This is a genomic window from Limnohabitans sp. JirII-29, assembly GCF_003063395.1.
Taxonomy (GTDB): Bacteria; Pseudomonadota; Gammaproteobacteria; order Burkholderiales; family Burkholderiaceae_C; genus Limnohabitans.
Genome location: NZ_NESB01000012.1, coordinates 24,915 through 39,933 on the forward strand (window position 1 = coordinate 24,915; position 15,019 = coordinate 39,933).

Annotated in this window: 16 protein-coding genes; 9 read left to right on the top strand and 7 right to left on the bottom strand. The window is 58.6% G+C overall.

Annotated elements, in window-relative coordinates; genetic code table 11:
* Window positions 1-42 precede the first annotated feature (42 nt).
* Window positions 43-876 carry an urease accessory protein UreD gene (locus B9Z39_RS15490; protein WP_108302411.1) on the top strand — a complete coding sequence of 278 codons (834 nt, stop codon included), beginning with the start codon at window positions 43-45 and terminating at the stop codon, window positions 874-876.
* Between the two features lie 27 nt (window positions 877-903).
* Here B9Z39_RS15490 and urtE read toward each other — a convergent pair whose 3' ends face one another.
* The 5 genes from urtE to urtA all read right to left on the bottom strand — a co-directional run bounded on the left by urtE (window position 904) and on the right by urtA (window position 6,559).
* Window positions 904-1,596: an urea ABC transporter ATP-binding subunit UrtE gene (urtE, locus tag B9Z39_RS15495; protein ID WP_108302470.1), complete on the bottom strand. Its 693-nt coding sequence runs from the start codon at window positions 1,594-1,596 to the stop codon at window positions 904-906.
* A 52-nt stretch (window positions 1,597-1,648) separates the two neighbouring features.
* Entirely contained in the window at window positions 1,649-2,521 is an 873-nt protein-coding gene (gene urtD / locus B9Z39_RS15500) for an urea ABC transporter ATP-binding protein UrtD (protein ID WP_108302413.1), read from the bottom strand.
* Entirely contained in the window at window positions 2,518-3,627 is a 1,110-nt protein-coding gene (urtC, locus tag B9Z39_RS15505; RefSeq protein WP_100147841.1) for an urea ABC transporter permease subunit UrtC, read from the bottom strand. Before urtC ends, urtD begins: the two co-directional genes overlap by 4 nt.
* Window positions 3,628-3,646: 19 nt before the next feature.
* Window positions 3,647-5,224, bottom strand: coding sequence for an urea ABC transporter permease subunit UrtB (gene urtB / locus B9Z39_RS15510; RefSeq protein WP_100147770.1), 1,578 nt, complete (start codon window positions 5,222-5,224; stop codon window positions 3,647-3,649).
* A gap of 63 nt (window positions 5,225-5,287) precedes the next feature.
* The gene (urtA, locus tag B9Z39_RS15515; protein ID WP_108302472.1) at window positions 5,288-6,559 is read right to left on the bottom strand and encodes an urea ABC transporter substrate-binding protein; all 1,272 of its coding nucleotides are present in this window, start codon (window positions 6,557-6,559) and stop codon (window positions 5,288-5,290) included.
* Between the two features lie 311 nt (window positions 6,560-6,870).
* Between urtA and B9Z39_RS15520 the strand changes: the two genes are divergently transcribed.
* From B9Z39_RS15520 to ureG, 7 genes are read left to right on the top strand one after another with little or no spacing between them, the layout of a single operon-like run.
* Entirely contained in the window at window positions 6,871-7,173 is a 303-nt protein-coding gene (locus tag B9Z39_RS15520) for an urease subunit gamma (protein ID WP_100148165.1), read from the top strand.
* Window positions 7,174-7,215: 42 nt separating this feature from the next.
* Window positions 7,216-7,383 carry a hypothetical protein gene (locus B9Z39_RS17015; protein ID WP_158236208.1) on the top strand — a complete coding sequence of 56 codons (168 nt, stop codon included), beginning with the start codon at window positions 7,216-7,218 and terminating at the stop codon, window positions 7,381-7,383.
* A gap of 12 nt (window positions 7,384-7,395) precedes the next feature.
* Window positions 7,396-7,725, top strand: coding sequence for an urease subunit beta (locus B9Z39_RS15525; protein ID WP_100148164.1), 330 nt, complete (start codon window positions 7,396-7,398; stop codon window positions 7,723-7,725).
* Window positions 7,725-9,467 carry an urease subunit alpha gene (ureC, locus tag B9Z39_RS15530; protein ID WP_108302415.1) on the top strand — a complete coding sequence of 581 codons (1,743 nt, stop codon included), beginning with the start codon at window positions 7,725-7,727 and terminating at the stop codon, window positions 9,465-9,467. The genes B9Z39_RS15525 and ureC overlap by 1 nt, the downstream gene beginning before the upstream one ends.
* On the top strand, window positions 9,467-10,075 hold the full coding sequence (gene ureE, locus B9Z39_RS15535; RefSeq protein ID WP_108302417.1) for an urease accessory protein UreE: 609 nt from the start codon (window positions 9,467-9,469) through the stop codon (window positions 10,073-10,075). Before ureC ends, ureE begins: the two co-directional genes overlap by 1 nt.
* Entirely contained in the window at window positions 10,065-10,778 is a 714-nt protein-coding gene (locus B9Z39_RS15540) for an urease accessory protein UreF (protein WP_100148161.1), read from the top strand. Before ureE ends, B9Z39_RS15540 begins: the two co-directional genes overlap by 11 nt.
* Window positions 10,775-11,431 carry an urease accessory protein UreG gene (ureG, locus tag B9Z39_RS15545; RefSeq protein WP_100148160.1) on the top strand — a complete coding sequence of 219 codons (657 nt, stop codon included), beginning with the start codon at window positions 10,775-10,777 and terminating at the stop codon, window positions 11,429-11,431. The genes B9Z39_RS15540 and ureG overlap by 4 nt, the downstream gene beginning before the upstream one ends.
* Window positions 11,432-11,444: 13 nt before the next feature.
* On the opposite strand, the gene B9Z39_RS15550 is transcribed toward ureG, so the two are convergent.
* Both B9Z39_RS15550 and B9Z39_RS15555 read right to left on the bottom strand, forming a co-directional pair.
* Complete coding sequence (locus B9Z39_RS15550; RefSeq protein ID WP_108302419.1) at window positions 11,445-12,299, bottom strand: FkbM family methyltransferase; 855 nt, start codon at window positions 12,297-12,299, stop codon at window positions 11,445-11,447.
* Complete coding sequence (locus B9Z39_RS15555) at window positions 12,281-14,131, bottom strand: peptide transporter (RefSeq protein WP_108302421.1); 1,851 nt, start codon at window positions 14,129-14,131, stop codon at window positions 12,281-12,283. Before B9Z39_RS15555 ends, B9Z39_RS15550 begins: the two co-directional genes overlap by 19 nt.
* 98 nt (window positions 14,132-14,229) lie before the next feature.
* On the opposite strand from B9Z39_RS15555, the gene B9Z39_RS15560 reads away from it, so the two are divergent.
* Window positions 14,230-14,844 carry a flavin reductase family protein gene (locus B9Z39_RS15560; protein ID WP_100148157.1) on the top strand — a complete coding sequence of 205 codons (615 nt, stop codon included), beginning with the start codon at window positions 14,230-14,232 and terminating at the stop codon, window positions 14,842-14,844.
* Window positions 14,845-15,019 lie beyond the last annotated feature (175 nt).

Sequence of the window (15,019 nt, forward strand, 5' to 3'; positions counted from 1 at the left end):
CACGCACACCGGTGTGTGTGCGTGCTTGGGTATCATCCCAGCATGACCGGTTGGCACGCAAAACTCTCTCTCGCTTATGCCACCTCGGGCCCACGCACCGTGGTCCGCTTCGAGCACCAAGGCCCTTTGCGCGTGCTGCAAAGCCTCTATCCCGAAGGCGATCGCGTGTGCCACAACGTGTTGGTACACCCCCCAGGCGGTTTGGTGGGTGGCGACACCTTGGACATCCAGGTGCAACTCGACACCCACAGCCATGGTCTTATCACCACCCCCGGTGCCACGCGCTTTTACCGCAGCGAAAACGGCTTGGCCACCCAGCAAGTTCACGCGCAATTGGGTGAACACACCCGGCTGGAGTGGCTGCCGCTGGAGACCATCGCCTACAACGGCTGCCATGGGCTCAACCAAGCCACGTTTGACATGGCCCCCAGCGCCGAGCTGATGGCTTGGGACATCACTGCGCTGGGCTTGCCCAACGCCAATTTGCCGTTTGAGCAGGGACAACTGCAACAGCACCTGGAAATCAAAGGCGTGTGGTTAGAGCGTGGGTTGATTGACGCGCAAGACCTGCGCTTGCTCAACGGCCCCTTGGGGCTGGCAGGCCAGCGCTGCATGGCCACCTTGGTGTTTGCCTGCGGTGCTGACTTGAACCGCGAGCGGCGTGAGCTGGCCCTGAGTGTGGCGCGCGAAGCCTTGGGTGAGGCCGTGCCTGGCGTGCAAGCGGGTGTCACCTCACCGCACCCGCGTGTGGTGGTGCTGCGCACCCTCTCGCCCTTGGTGGAGCCCGCGCAACAGCTGCTACGCGCCGTGTGGGCCGCTTGGCGCAAAAGCTTGTGGCAGATGGGTGACACACCGCCACGCATCTGGGCCATGTAACAACTGATCCGACAGCAGGAAGGTGGCTTAAATGGCCACCAACTGGCGCACCCCGTTGGCTTGCATGTCACGTCCCGCGCCACGGGCAATCACCTCGCCGCGTTCCATCACCAAGTAGTCGTCGGCCAGCTCTTCGGCAAAGTCGTAGTACTGCTCGCACAGCAAGATGGCCATGTCACCCCGACTGGCCAACATGCGGATCACGCGGCCAATGTCTTTGATGATGCTGGGCTGAATGCCCTCCGTCGGTTCGTCCAACACCAACAGCTTGGGGCCAGACGCCAGGGCACGCGCAATCGCCAGCTGTTGTTGCTGCCCCCCCGACAAGTCGCCACCTCGGCGGTGCAACATTTGTTGGAGCACCGGGAACAGTTCAAACAACTCGGCAGGAATGTCGGTGCCTGCGGGCTGCGTGGCCAGCCCCATGCGCAGGTTGTCCTCCACCGTCAAGCGGGCAAAAATTTCGCGTCCTTGTGGCACGTAGCCAATGCCCGCACGTGCGCGCTCATAAGGTGCGGCACGTTCAATCGGCTGGCCATTGAACTGAATGCTGCCATTGCGAATCGGCACGGCGCCCATGAGCGATTTGAGCAAGGTGGTTTTACCCACCCCGTTGCGCCCCAGCAGCACGGTGATGCGGCCCAAGTTGGCTTCAAAACTCACATCACGCAAGATGTGTGAGCCGCCGTAGTACTGGTTGACGTTGGCCACTTGGAGCAGTGGCGGGTGTGTGTTGGTCATTGAATTCATCGTCCCTGTTCGTCGACTTTGTTCATCGGCCCAAATAGACCTCAATCACACGCTCATCGGCTTGCACCTGATCCAGCGTGCCCTGCGCCAGCACCGAGCCGTCGCACAACACCGTCACGATGTCAGAGATGGTGTTGATGAAGCTCATGTCGTGCTCCACCACCATCAGCGAATGTTTGCCTTTGAGAGTCAAGAACAACTCCGCAGTACGTTCGGTTTCAAAGTCAGTCATGCCCGCCACCGGCTCGTCGAGCAGCAACAGCTTGGGGTCTTGCATGAGCAGCATGCCAATCTCCAGCCACTGTTTTTGACCGTGGCTCAGGTTGCCCGCTTGGCGCGTGACGCTGTCTTCCAGATGGATGGTGTGCAGCACCTCACTCAAGCGGTCACGTTGGGTGCCGTTGAGTTTGAAAAACATGGAGGCCGCCACGCCTTTGTGCGTCTTCAAGGCCAGCTCCAAGTTTTCAAACACGCTCAGATGTTCAAACACCGTGGGCTTTTGAAACTTGCGGCCAATGCCCAGCTGGGCAATTTCGGGCTCGTTGTGACGCAGCAAGTCGATGGTGCTGCCAAAAAAAACCTGCCCCGAATCGGGCTTGGTTTTGCCCGTGATGATGTCCATCATCGTGGTCTTGCCCGCACCGTTGGGGCCAATGATGCAGCGCAACTCGCCCGGGGCGATGTCGAGTGACAGATGGTTGATGGCCTTGAAGCCATCGAAGCTCACGTTCACATCTTCCAAATACAAAATGCGGCCGTGCGTCACGTCCAGTGAGCCAGGCTCATGCACACGGCCATAACCTGCGCTGCGGTCGCCCGAATTCACCTCAGGCGTCACACGCGCTTGGTGGGCAGCCAGGCGCTCAGAGCCTTGTTCAAACAGATCGGGGGTCATGCTTTGTCTCCTGCACGCTTGTTGAGCCAGCCCATCACACCTTGCGGCAAATACAGCGTCACCACAATGAACAGCGCACCCAAAAAGTACAACCAAAACTCAGGCGCTGTCACCGTCAACCAGCTCTTGGCACCGTTGACCAAGAAGGCTCCCACGATGGGGCCAATCAAGGTGGCACGTCCACCCACTGCGGCCCATACTGCCATCTCGATGGAGTTGGCGGGGCTCATCTCGCTCGGGTTGATGATGCCCACTTGTGGCACATACAAAGCCCCTGCAATGCCACACATCACAGCCGAGATAACCCAGATGGTCAGCTTGTAGGGCAAGGGCGAATAGCCCGAGAACATGACCCGACTCTCGGCATCGCGAATGGCTTGCAGCACACGGCCAAATTTGCTTTGTACCAACCAGCGGGCAAACAAGAAGCAAGCCAGCAGCAAGACGGAGGTCAGCACAAACAAAGTCATGCGCATGCCGGGGGTGGCAATGGGCAAGTCCAAGATGCGTTTGAAATCGGTGAACCCGTTGTTGCCACCGAATCCAGTTTCGTTGCGAAAGAACAGCAGCATCGCGGCAAACGTCAAGGCCTGCGTGATGATGGAGAAATACACGCCTTTGATGCGCGAGCGAAAGGCAAAGTAACCAAACACCCAGGCCAGCACACCGGGCACGGCCACGATCAAGATCAAAGTGGCGATGAAGCTGTCGCTGAAGGTCCAGTGCCAAGGCAAGGTTTTCCAGTCAAGAAACACCATGAAGTCGGGCAAGTTGCTTTTGTAGTTGCCGTCGGTGCCAATTTGGCGCATCAGGTACATGCCCATCACATAGCCGCCCAAGGCAAAGAACAAGCCGTGCCCCAGCGACAAAATACCGGTGTAGCCCCAGATCAAATCCATCGCCAAGGCGCAGATGGCATAACACATGATCTTGCCGATCAAGCCCACCGCGTAGTCGCTCATGTGGAACACGCTGTCAGCGGGCACCCACAGGTTGAGCACAGGCACCACCGCGCACAGCGCCACCACAGCGGCCAAGAAAAAAGCCCATCCAACGCGCCCCAGCAACGCAGGGGCCCCAGGCAAAGTCACAGGAGTTGCATTCATAGAAGTGGTGTGGTTCATGTCAAGCCTCCGCACTGCGGCCCTTCATGGCAAACAAGCCTTGCGGTCGTTTTTGGATGAAGACAATGATGAACACCAGCACTGCAATTTTGGCCAACACGGCCCCCGCCAGGCCTTCGAGCAATTTGTTCATCAGCCCCAGGCCCATCGCGGCGTACACCGTACCCGCCAACTGGCCCACACCGCCGAGCACCACCACCATGAACGCGTCCACGATGTAGCTCTGTCCCAGGTCTGGGCCCACGTTGCCAATTTGGCTCAGCGCGCAACCCGCCAAACCTGCAATGCCGCAACCCAGCGAAAACGCATAGGTGTCAATGCGTGCCGTGTTCACCCCCAGCGCCGAGGCCATGGGCCGGTTTTGCGTGACGCCACGCACAAACAGTCCCAAGCGTGTTTTGCCAATCAACAAGGTCATGCCCACCAGCACGCACAGTGCAAAGGCAATGATGACCAAGCGGTTGTAGGGCAGCGACAAGTTGGCCAGCAGCTGCACGCCACCACTCATCCACGATGGGTTTTCCACGCCCACGTTTTGCGCGCCAAACACCGTGCGCACCCCTTGCATCAACACCAAGCTGATGCCCCAGGTGGCCAGCAAAGTCTCTAGCGGGCGACCATACAAATGGCGCAGCACGGTACGCTCCAGCACGGCACCCACCACAGCCGCCGCCAAGAACGAGGCTGGCACAGCCACCACCAAATAGGCATCAAACGCGCCTGGCAGGTACTGACGGAACAAGCCCTGCACCACGTAGGTGGCATACGCGCCAATCATCATCAGCTCACCGTGGGCCATGTTGATCACGCCCATCAAACCGTAGGTGATGGCCAGCCCCAAGGCCACCAGCAACAAAATAGAACCCAGGCTGATGCCGGTGAACAAAGCACCCAGCTTCTCGCCCCAATTCAACGCCGATTGGATGGTGCGCAACGACGACTCCAATTGCGCGCGCACTTGCTTGTCGTCTTCTTGGCTCAAGCGCTGGTTGAGCAGCAACTGGGTGTCTGGGGTTTGGCTCTCGGCCAAGGCCTTGGCAGACGCCAAGCGCTCAGCCACCTTCTCGCTGTTGAGCAGCACAGCGGCACGGGCCAACAACATTTGTGTTTTGACCTTGGCATCGGCTTCAGCGCCCAAGGCTTTTTCCAACATGGCCAGCTTGGTCGGGTCTGGCTCTTTGAGCAAAGCATTCACCGCAGCCAAGCGCTTGGCCGCGTCGGGGCTGAGCAACTGCAAGGCCGCCAAGGCGGAGTCCACCTCGCCGCGCATGCGGTTGTTGTTGATCACATCCTCCGCGCCCTCGGGCAAAGCCATGGTGTTGCCGGTCACCGGATCTGTGGCTTGGCCATCGCGCACCACCAACACCTGAGCGCCATGGAGCTTGACCGCATCGTCGGCCATGGCCTGCAAGAAAGCAGCTGTTTTTTCATCGGGCGAGGCCAAGGCCTGCTGCAACGCGGTGATGCGTGCATCCGTCTCGCCCACTGTCAAGGCACGTGCCTGCTCTGCGGTCAACGCATGGGCATGCGCCCCCCACAGCAGTCCACAGGCAATTCCCAAAAAGGCCAATCGATTCATCGACATTCCAGTAAAAAAGGGGAGAGCAGCGCCCTCCCCCAAAGTTCATCCCTAGGAAAACGCTTACTTCTTCACAGGTTCATCAGGCTTCTTGTCGTTGCCTTCAATGAACGGGCTCCATGGCTTGGCCTTGACAGGACCGGGTGTCTTCCACACCACGTTGAATTGGCCATCGGCCTTGATCTCGCCAATGAACACCGACTTGTGCAAGTGGTGGTTCTTCTCATCCATCTTGCTGGTGATGCCGCTCGGTGCCGTGAAGGTCTGACCCGCCATCGCCGCAATCACCTTGTCCACATCGGTGCTCTTGGCCTTCTCGACCGCTTGCTTCCACATGTTGATGCCGATGTAGGTGGCTTCCATCGGGTCGTTGGTCAGTGGCTTGTCCTTGTGACCCGCGATGTTGTGCGCCTTGGCATACGCAGCCCACTTCTTGATGAAGGCGTCGTTGGTCGGGTTCTTGATGCTCATGAAGTAGTTCCATGCCGCCAAGTGGCCCACCAGAGGCTTGGTGTCCACACCACGCAGCTCTTCTTCGCCCACACTGAATGCCACCACGGGCACGTCTTTGGCCTTCAAGCCTGCGTTGCCCAGTTCTTTGTAGAACGGCACGTTGGAGTCACCGTTGATGGTGGACACCACGGCGGTCTTGCCACCGGCTGAGAATTTCTTGATGTCGGCCACGATGGTTTGGTAGTCGCTGTGGCCAAACGGGGTGTACTTTTCGTCGATGTCAGACTCTTTCACGCCCTTGCTCTTGAGATAAGCGCGCAAGATTTTGTTGGTGGTGCGGGGGTACACATAGTCGGTACCCAGCAAGACCCAGCGCTTGGCAGCACCACCGTCTTTGCTCATCAAATAGTCCACGGCAGGGATGGCTTGTTGGTTCGGGGCAGCACCCGTGTAGAACACGTTTTTGCTCAGCTCTTCACCTTCGTATTGCACGGGGTAGAACAGCAAACCGTTGAGCTCTTCAACCACGGGCAACACCGACTTGCGCGACACGGAGGTCCAGCAACCAAACATCACGGCCACTTTGTCTTGGGTCAGCAACTGCTTGGTTTTTTCTGCAAACAAAGGCCAGTTGGAGGCGGGGTCGACCACCACGGGTTCGAGCTTTTTGCCCAGCACGCCGCCTTTGGCGTTGATTTCGTCAATCGCCATCAAGACGGTGTCTTTGAGCACGGTCTCCGAGATGGCCATGGTGCCCGACAGGCTGTGCAGCACGCCCACCTTGATGGTGTCTGCGGCAAAGGCTTGCGGCACAACGGCAAACGATCCCACCGACAGCGCTGCGGCTGCGGCCAGGGCCTTGAGGTTTCCTCGACGATTCATCATGGGGTTCACTCCAAATTAGAAAGTTCATCACGCGGGACCAACTCGACGCGCTCTTTCACCTTTTGCAAAGCCCGTGCCAGCACACTTTTTCCCTAAAGAAAATTCCAACTTCTATAAAGAGCCGGCTTCATTCCCACACAGCTCGGTGATGCGCACCAAGTTCGACCGCCACACCCCCTTTCAAACAGTCAACGCACAGATTGGGTGCATCCTATGACGCACCATGTCGGACTTTTCGCACCAAAGCATGCACATTTGCGTCACAACTCAGACGGACAATAGGGCACACAAGTTGCAAGGAAAAAACCATGGAACTCACACCTCGCGAAAAAGACAAACTCCTGATCTTCACCGCCGCGCTGCTGGCTGAACGGCGCCAAGCACGCGGCTTGAAACTCAACTACCCCGAAGCCGTGGCCCTGATCAGTGCCGCCGTGATGGAGGGCGCACGCGACGGCAAAACCGTGGCTCAACTCATGAGTGAAGGCCGCAGCGTCTTGACCCGTGCCGACGTGATGGACGGTGTGGCCGAGATGATTCCTGACATACAGGTGGAAGCCACCTTCCCCGACGGCACCAAGCTGGTGACCGTGCACCAACCCATTCTTTGACCTTGTTTTTTGCTGCGTGTCACACGCTGTGGAGCTGCCCCCATGAACAAACTTCTTTCTCTGCTGAGCGCACTCAGCCTCAACGCCTGGGCCCATGAAGGCCATGGCATCGAAGGCGCATCGCACTACCACGCCACCGATGTGGTGGGCTTTGTGGCAGCTGCCGCTGTCGCTGCTTTGCTGTGGTGGTTCACGGGCCGTGGCAAATAAAGCGAGGCGCACATGACACCCGGAGAACTCTTCATCGATGAGGGCGAACACACGCTCAACCCCGGACGGCGCACGCTGACCTTGGTGGTGCAAAACACCGGCGACCGCCCTATCCAAGTGGGCTCGCACTACCACTTTGCCGAAACCAATGGCGCCTTGGGCTTTGACCGCACGGCGGCACATGGCATGCGCCTGAACATTGCCTCGGGCACTGCGGTGCGCTTCGAGCCTGGTCAACAGCGCACGGTGGAGTTGGTCGATCTGGGCGGTGACCGCCAAGTGTTTGGTTTTCGCGGCTTGGTCAACGGCGCTGTTGACGCCCCTGTCAAAGGACAACACTGATGGCAACGATTGGCAAACGCGCTTACGCGGAAATGTTTGGCCCCACCGTGGGCGACCGGGTTCGTCTGGCTGACACCGATTTGGTGATTGAAGTCGAACAAGACTTCACCCTGCGCGCTGGTGGTTATGGCGAAGAAGTTAAATTTGGCGGCGGCAAAACCATCCGCGACGGCATGGCTCAAAGCCAACGCACACGCGATGGCACAGGCTCAGGCCCGCAAGCTGGCGGCGCGGTGGACACCGTGCTCACCAACGCGCTGATCCTGGACCACTGGGGCATCGTCAAAGCCGACATTGGCCTCAAGGGTGGGCGCATCGTGGCCATTGGCAAAGCCGGCAACCCCGACACCCAAGCCGGTGTGGACATCGTGATTGGCCCGGGCACAGAAGTCATCAGCTGCGAGGGCAACATCGTCACAGCGGGCGGCATCGACACCCACATCCACTTCATCGCGCCACAGCAAATTGAAGAAGCGCTGACCAGCGGTGTCACCACCATGATCGGCGGCGGCACCGGCCCGGCCACCGGCACCTTTGCCACCACCTGCACACCCGGGGCCTGGAACCTGGAGCGCATGCTGCAAGCCGCCGACGCCTTTCCCATGAACTTGGGCTTTTTGGGCAAGGGCAACGCGGCCCTGCCCGACGCCTTGCACGAACAAATCAACGCCGGGGCCATTGGCCTCAAGCTGCACGAAGACTGGGGCACCACACCGGCGGCCATTGACAACTGCCTGAACGTGGCCGAGGCCACCGACACCCAAGTGGCCATCCACACCGACACCCTCAACGAATCGGGCTTTGTGGAAGACACCGTGGCCGCGTTCAAAGGCCGCACCATCCACACCTTCCACACCGAAGGTGCGGGCGGTGGCCATGCGCCCGATATTTTGAAAGTGGTGGGCGAGGCCAATGTGTTGCCCTCCTCCACCAACCCCACGCGGCCCTACACCATCAACACGCTGGACGAACACGTCGACATGCTGATGGTCTGCCACCACCTCGACCCGTCGATTGCCGAAGACTTGGCATTTGCTGAAAGCCGCATCCGCAAAGAGACCATTGCCGCCGAAGACATCTTGCATGACCTGGGCGCCATCAGCATGTTCAGCTCCGACAGCCAAGCCATGGGCCGCGTGGGTGAGGTGATCATTCGCACTTGGCAAACCGCCCACAAAATGAAATTGCAACGCGGCAAACTCCCGGGCGACAACGACCGTCACGACAACTTCCGCGTCAAGCGCTACCTGGCCAAATACACCATCAACCCCGCGATTGCTCACGGCATCAGCCACGAAGTGGGCAGCATCGAAGTGGGCAAATGGGCCGATCTGGTGATCTGGAAACCCGCCTTCTTTGGCGTCAAACCTGCCGTCATCTTGAAAGGCGGCTTCATTGCCATGGCCGCCATGGGTGACCCCAACGCCTCCATCCCCACGCCCCAACCGGTGCACTACCGCCCCATGTTTGGTGCCTATGGCGGCGCCTTGGCACGTGGCTCGCTCACCTTTGTGTCGCAAGCCGGATTGGCCGCTGGCATTGGCGGACGTTTTGGTTTGCACAAAACCTTGAGCGCCGTGAAAAACATCCGCACCGTGGGCAAGCGCCACATGATCCACAACGACTATGCACCGCGCATGGAAGTTGACGCTCAAACCTACGCCGTGCGCGCCGATGGTCATCTGCTGACCTGCGAACCTGCGGTGAGCCTGCCCATGACACAACGCTACTTTTTGTTCTGATGCTTCAAATTTCCAAATGCATAACGGGCGGCAAAGGCTTAGCCTCTGCCTTGGTCAAACGTGCGCCCACGGTGGAACTCGACTGGGACGTGCGGCAAAAAAGCCGCTTCGACGCCACCGACTCCACGGGTCGCGCGGTGGGTGTTTTCTTACCCCGTGGTACCTTGGTGCGCGGTGGCGATGTGCTGGTGGCCGAAGACGGCTCGCTGATTCGCGTGGTGGCTGCGCCCCAAGAGGTGCTGCGCATCACCGCCTGCACCGAGCACGGCTCGCCGTTTGACCTCACACGTGCGGCCTACCACCTGGGCAACCGCCACGTGCCCATTGAGTTGCAACCCGACCACCTGAAGATTGAACCCGACCACGTGCTGGCCGACATGCTGCGCGCCATGCACATGACCGTGGTCACGGTGCAAGAAGCCTTTGAGCCCGAAGGCGGCGCCTACAGCAGCCAAGGCCATGCGCACGCGGCACATGGGCACGCGGGACATTCGCATGGCGCTCACACACATGGCGCACACGGCCATGCCCATGCCCATGACGACCACGACCCAAGCGATGGGCACGATCACGCCCATTGCAACCACGACCATCCGCATGCGCACTGATCCCAGCGCACCTGCAATCAGCGCGGCCGCCACACCCCCACTGTTGCAACTCATCTGGCTGGCCTCACCTGCGCTGCCCATTGGCGGCTTTTCGTATTCCGAAGGTTTAGAGGCCGCCATCGATCACGGGCTGGTGCACGACGAGCACAGCGCTGCCGAGTGGTTGGTGCACCAGCTGCACCTCACCCAGTCGCGTGGCGACATGGCAGTGTTGGCCCAAATGGTCACAGCCTGGCAACACCACGACGTTGAACGCCTCGCCACCTTGAGCCAATGGGTGCACGCCACACGCGAGAGTGCGGAGTTGCGTTTGCAAGCCGAACAAATGGGCCGCTCCATGCTGGAGTGGTTGCGCAACCAAGACCAGATCGATGCCGACACCGTGGCCCTGTGCAACCGACTGGTGCCCACCTACCCCTTGATGTTTGGCCTGGCCCTCTCACGCACTGGCGCACCGCTGGACCAATGCCTGCAAGCCTATGCCTTTGGCTGGGCGGAGAACATGGTGCAAGCCGCCCTCAAATCGGTGCCCTTGGGGCAAAACTCCGGCCAACGCATCTTGGCGCAACTCGCCCAACACATCGCACCGGCCGTGGCGCATGCCATGCAAGTCACCGACGACACACGCCAAGCGTTTTCTCCCATGCTGGCCATCCTGTCAGCGCAACACGAAACCCAATACTCCAGACTGTTTAGATCATGAGCACACTGCACCACATCGCCAACCGCACCAAACCACTCCCCCCGCTGCGCGTGGGCATCGGCGGGCCTGTGGGCTCGGGCAAAACCACCTTGCTGGAAATGCTGTGCAAAGCCATGCGCGAGCAGTACGACTTAGTGGCCATCACCAACGACATCTACACCAAAGAAGACCAGCGCTTGCTGACGGTGAGTGGCGCGCTGCCTGCCGAGCGCATCATGGGGGTGGAGACTGGTGGCTGCCCGCACACCGCCATTCGCGAAGATGCGTCCATCAACCTCGAAGCCATCGACCGCATGCTGGTCGACTTTCCCAATGCCGACGTGGTGTTTGTCGAGAGCGGCGGCGACAACCTGGCCGCCACTTTCAGCCCTGAGCTGAGCGACTTGACCATCTATGTGATCGATGTGGCTGCCGGCGAAAAAATCCCACGCAAAGGCGGGCCCGGCATTACCAAGAGCGATTTGTTTGTCATCAACAAAACCGATCTGGCCCCTTATGTGGGCGCTGACCTGTCGGTGATGGAAGCCGACACCCAACGCATGCGCGCCTCGCCCAAAGGCGTCAAGCCTTATGTCATGACCAACTTGCGCACCCTCGACGGCTTGCAAACAGTCATCAGCTTCATCGAAACCAAAGGCATGCTGCGGCGCTGAAATTGGCGTTGATTCAAGCCCCGTTGTTGAGATAGGCCACATAACGCTCAAGCGCGTCCGTGGGCAACGCACCGCGTTGCAACAACAGGTCGATGCAACGGGCACTCAAATCGAAACTTTGGTAGCCATGGTGCATCAACAAACACAGATGCTTGAGTTGCTCGTTGTCCATGGTCACGGGCTGAACAAAGTCTTTGACATAGACCATATCCGCCTCTAACAACTGGTTCAGGCGTGGCCCGTTGGGGCTGATGTTGGATGCCGACAAAGGCGCGATGGGCCAATGCTTGATCTGTGCAAAACAGTGGGGCACAAAGCCCATGCCGCGGAGCACTTGGTCAATGGCCCCAAAGGTGGGCTGCTGCTCATACAAGGCGATGAATGACATTTCGGTTTGAATCACCACCGCTTGCTTGAGTCTTTCCACACCGCCTTGAAAGACATCCAGCTCTGCGCCTTGCACATCGATTTTGAGCATGTCAAACGGCATCAGTTGCGTCACATCATCCAAACGCTGGGTGTGCAGGGCAAGCACAGACTCGACCGTGGCATTGGATTGAAATTGGGGAAACACCTCCAACGCAGCCGCACGCGGTTTGAGCAAACTTGTCCAACCGGAATAGCGACAAATATTCAACTCTGCGGGGCCACCGTGACCAATGGCATAGGGAAGGTATGTCTCATGGGGGCCTTTGCGCCGGTTCAAGTCAGCCAGGGCTTGCGCTTGCGGCTCAAAGCCCGTGACCGTGCACAGGCCTTGCAGCAACATGGCTTTGTAGGGTGGGTCCCCATCCACAGGATTGGCCCCCACATCCACCACATGGGTGGCTCGCTCGGGCTGGAGCAGATTTACAAGGAAGCGAGACATTGCAAGAACTTCTCACCCATGATGTGGGCCCGCCCCTCAAACAGCACAGTCACTTTGTCGGCTCCGGTGTACTGCTGGCGCAAAGCAAACCGCTCTTCGTGGTTGTTGGCCAAACGCACGGCTGCACGAACATAGTCGTCTTCGGATTGGGCGATCAACCAATCGGGCAAACCCAGTCTGCGAAACAGTCCTTCATCGATGTGTTCATGCACCTCAGGACCTGTTTTGCACACCCCCACGATGCCAGCGCTGATGGTGTCGATGATGCCGTTGGTGTTGCCAAAGGGGAACGGGTTGATGAACATGTCGCACCCGGCAATCACGTCCATGTACGCGGTGTAGTGTTGGTGCGGGTAGACCGTGGCGTGGCGACCTAAAAACTGCGCCACCACACGCTGCACATTGGGATAGGTCAGGCCTTGCGCTTGCCCGATCAAGAAGTGAAAGTGCACCGGCACCGCACTCTCATGCACGATGCGCGCACAAGTGTGCAAGAACCTGGGGTTGAGTTTCATGGTGGTGGCACACATGGCAATCAACACCACATCGGGTTTGAGACGGGGCTTGGCAATCACCTTCAACCCCGCCGCAGCCGCAGACGGACGGTAAGGCATGCCGTCGCTGGGCAGCTTGAGGAGTTTTTCACTGAAGCAGGCATCGCTGCCCACGTAATCCTCTTCCACCACCACATAGTCGATGGATTGCGAATGGGAGGTGGCAGGATGGCCCAAGGCCATCATTTGCAAAGGGGCCACACGCAAATTGGCCAACCACATGGTGAGGGGGAACATGCCCACACTGGGCATGTAGCAAATGCTGACGTTGCGCTGTTGCGCTTCTTTCTGGATGTGTTTGAGTTGGTCCAGCAAGCTGTGGTGCCGCTGGATGATCACCACCTCGTCGAACACTTTGCGGGTGATCTCGTCGGTGCAGTTGTCATAGGCCATGGCTACCACATGGAAGTGCTCTCGTGCAGCCTCCATGGTCAGTGAGTGGGTCCGGTAAATCGAGTGCCCGCTGGTGAACCACTCCAGCACCACCAGCAGCACCGGCTTTTGAGGGGCGGGCTTGAGAGACGCGAACTCGTCCAGTGCCCAGTCGTGAAAACCGTTCACCATGAGTTTGCGTCGAATCAAACTGTTGATGGCTTTTTTGATGTCGTGCTTGTCGGCACGGTCTGCATAGCTGCAATGCATGTACAAGTCGTGCATCACCCCCAAGGGCAGTTGTTCGATGTCGTCAATCTGCTCCAAGCGTTGGCTCAACCAAGGCAAGATTTGTTCTCGCTTGCTGTGTGCTGCCGGAGACCCTAAAAAACGCGGTGACAACAACACCAAGCACAGACCTGCGGCCATGACCTTGTCCGCCTCCCACAAGGCATCGAGGTCCAGCGGCACTTCAGATTCAGGCGAATAGAGCAAGCAAAATTTCAACAAATCTGCTGGATCAATTTGCAACTGATGCAGGTCAGACTTTTGATCGCCTGTGCGTGCGTTGAGCGCACGCATCACATGGTCTGCATTACGAAACGGCGTAGCGGCAAACAGTGTCGACAACCAACGGTGGTGGGCCAACACGTTTTGACGCCACTCAGGGGCGAAAAACAATTGCGAATCGGCCAACAAGCAAGAAGCTGCAGCGGCGGCGCGTGTCCAGATGTGCTGGTTGAGGTCTAGATCGGACACCGACTGCAAGGGCTGCGCCTTGAACTGGTCACTCACATTGCCATAGTTGGCATCCAAGTCTTGCAGCAATGCCAACAGCTCTCGCATGCCCAATTCGCGGTCTCGGCTGTAGGCAAGAGACTCAAATTTTTCCAATGAAAACGCCATCACATATCCACTCAAAAATAGAAGTTTGTATTTTCGGTGACAAACGTTGCGCTCACGCCCGGGCACAATGAAGATATTGCCAGCCAACACACCATCGCATGACCCATTTCTACGAACCCCGCCTCGGCCACGGCCTGCCGCATGACCCGTTCAACGCCATCGTCGGTCCACGACCGATTGGTTGGGTGTCCACCCAAAGTGCCCAAGGCGTGTTGAACCTGGCACCCTACAGTTTTTTCACCGCCTTCAACTACATTCCCCCCATCGTGGGTTTCTCCAGCATTGGCGCCAAAGACTCGCTGCGCAATGTGCAAGAAACCGGTGAATTTGTGTGGAACCTGGTGACGCGCCCGCTGGCCGATCAGATGAACCAAACCTGCGCCCCGGTGGCCCCTGACGTGAACGAGTTTGAATTGGCCCATCTCACGCCGGTAGCGTCACGTGTGGTGAAGGTGCCGCGCGTGGCCGAAAGCCCGGTGTCGTTTGAATGCCGTTGCACGCAAATCTTGCAGCTCGAAGGCATCAATGGCGAAAAAGTGCCCACCTGGCTGGTGTTGGGTGAAGTGGTGGGCGTGCACATCGATGAGCGCTTGCTCAAGGACGGCGTGTACGACACCGCCAGCTCTGGTCATGTGCTGCGCGGCGGCGGTCCGGCGGACTACTTCACCGTGGGGCCAGAAAACCTGTTCAAGATGTGGCGACCAAAAGCCTGAGTTTTTCAGACGCTGCCGGTGCAAAGCTTGCCTTGACTTCAAGTCACATCTAAACGGTCAAAAAAACCACCGGCAGCTCGCTCAATGGAGTCAGGGCCCAATAAGTCGGCTGCGGCACATATGAGCTACGCCGTATTGCTAGCGCTCTCTTTTATAAAAACAAAGTTCTCGTCCC

Bases quoted from the DNA above. Each gene is read 5' to 3' on its own strand.
- ureC (WP_108302415.1), top strand. From the start codon at position 7,725: ATGGCAACGATTGGCAAACGCGCTTACGCGGAAATGTTTGGCCCCACC.
- B9Z39_RS15540 (WP_100148161.1), top strand. From the start codon at position 10,065: ATGCGCACTGATCCCAGCGCACCTGCAATCAGCGCGGCCGCCACACCC.
- urtA (WP_108302472.1), bottom strand. From the start codon at position 6,559: ATGAATCGTCGAGGAAACCTCAAGGCCCTGGCCGCAGCCGCAGCGCTG.
- B9Z39_RS15555 (WP_108302421.1), bottom strand. From the start codon at position 14,131: ATGGCGTTTTCATTGGAAAAATTTGAGTCTCTTGCCTACAGCCGAGAC.
- B9Z39_RS17015 (WP_158236208.1), top strand. From the start codon at position 7,216: ATGAACAAACTTCTTTCTCTGCTGAGCGCACTCAGCCTCAACGCCTGG.
- B9Z39_RS15520 (WP_100148165.1), top strand. From the start codon at position 6,871: ATGGAACTCACACCTCGCGAAAAAGACAAACTCCTGATCTTCACCGCC.
- urtB (WP_100147770.1), bottom strand. From the start codon at position 5,224: ATGAATCGATTGGCCTTTTTGGGAATTGCCTGTGGACTGCTGTGGGGG.
- urtC (WP_100147841.1), bottom strand. From the start codon at position 3,627: ATGAATGCAACTCCTGTGACTTTGCCTGGGGCCCCTGCGTTGCTGGGG.
- urtD (WP_108302413.1), bottom strand. From the start codon at position 2,521: ATGACCCCCGATCTGTTTGAACAAGGCTCTGAGCGCCTGGCTGCCCAC.
- B9Z39_RS15550 (WP_108302419.1), bottom strand. From the start codon at position 12,299: ATGTCTCGCTTCCTTGTAAATCTGCTCCAGCCCGAGCGAGCCACCCAT.
- B9Z39_RS15525 (WP_100148164.1), top strand. From the start codon at position 7,396: ATGACACCCGGAGAACTCTTCATCGATGAGGGCGAACACACGCTCAAC.
- B9Z39_RS15490 (WP_108302411.1), top strand. From the start codon at position 43: ATGACCGGTTGGCACGCAAAACTCTCTCTCGCTTATGCCACCTCGGGC.
- ureE (WP_108302417.1), top strand. From the start codon at position 9,467: ATGCTTCAAATTTCCAAATGCATAACGGGCGGCAAAGGCTTAGCCTCT.
- B9Z39_RS15560 (WP_100148157.1), top strand. From the start codon at position 14,230: ATGACCCATTTCTACGAACCCCGCCTCGGCCACGGCCTGCCGCATGAC.
- ureG (WP_100148160.1), top strand. From the start codon at position 10,775: ATGAGCACACTGCACCACATCGCCAACCGCACCAAACCACTCCCCCCG.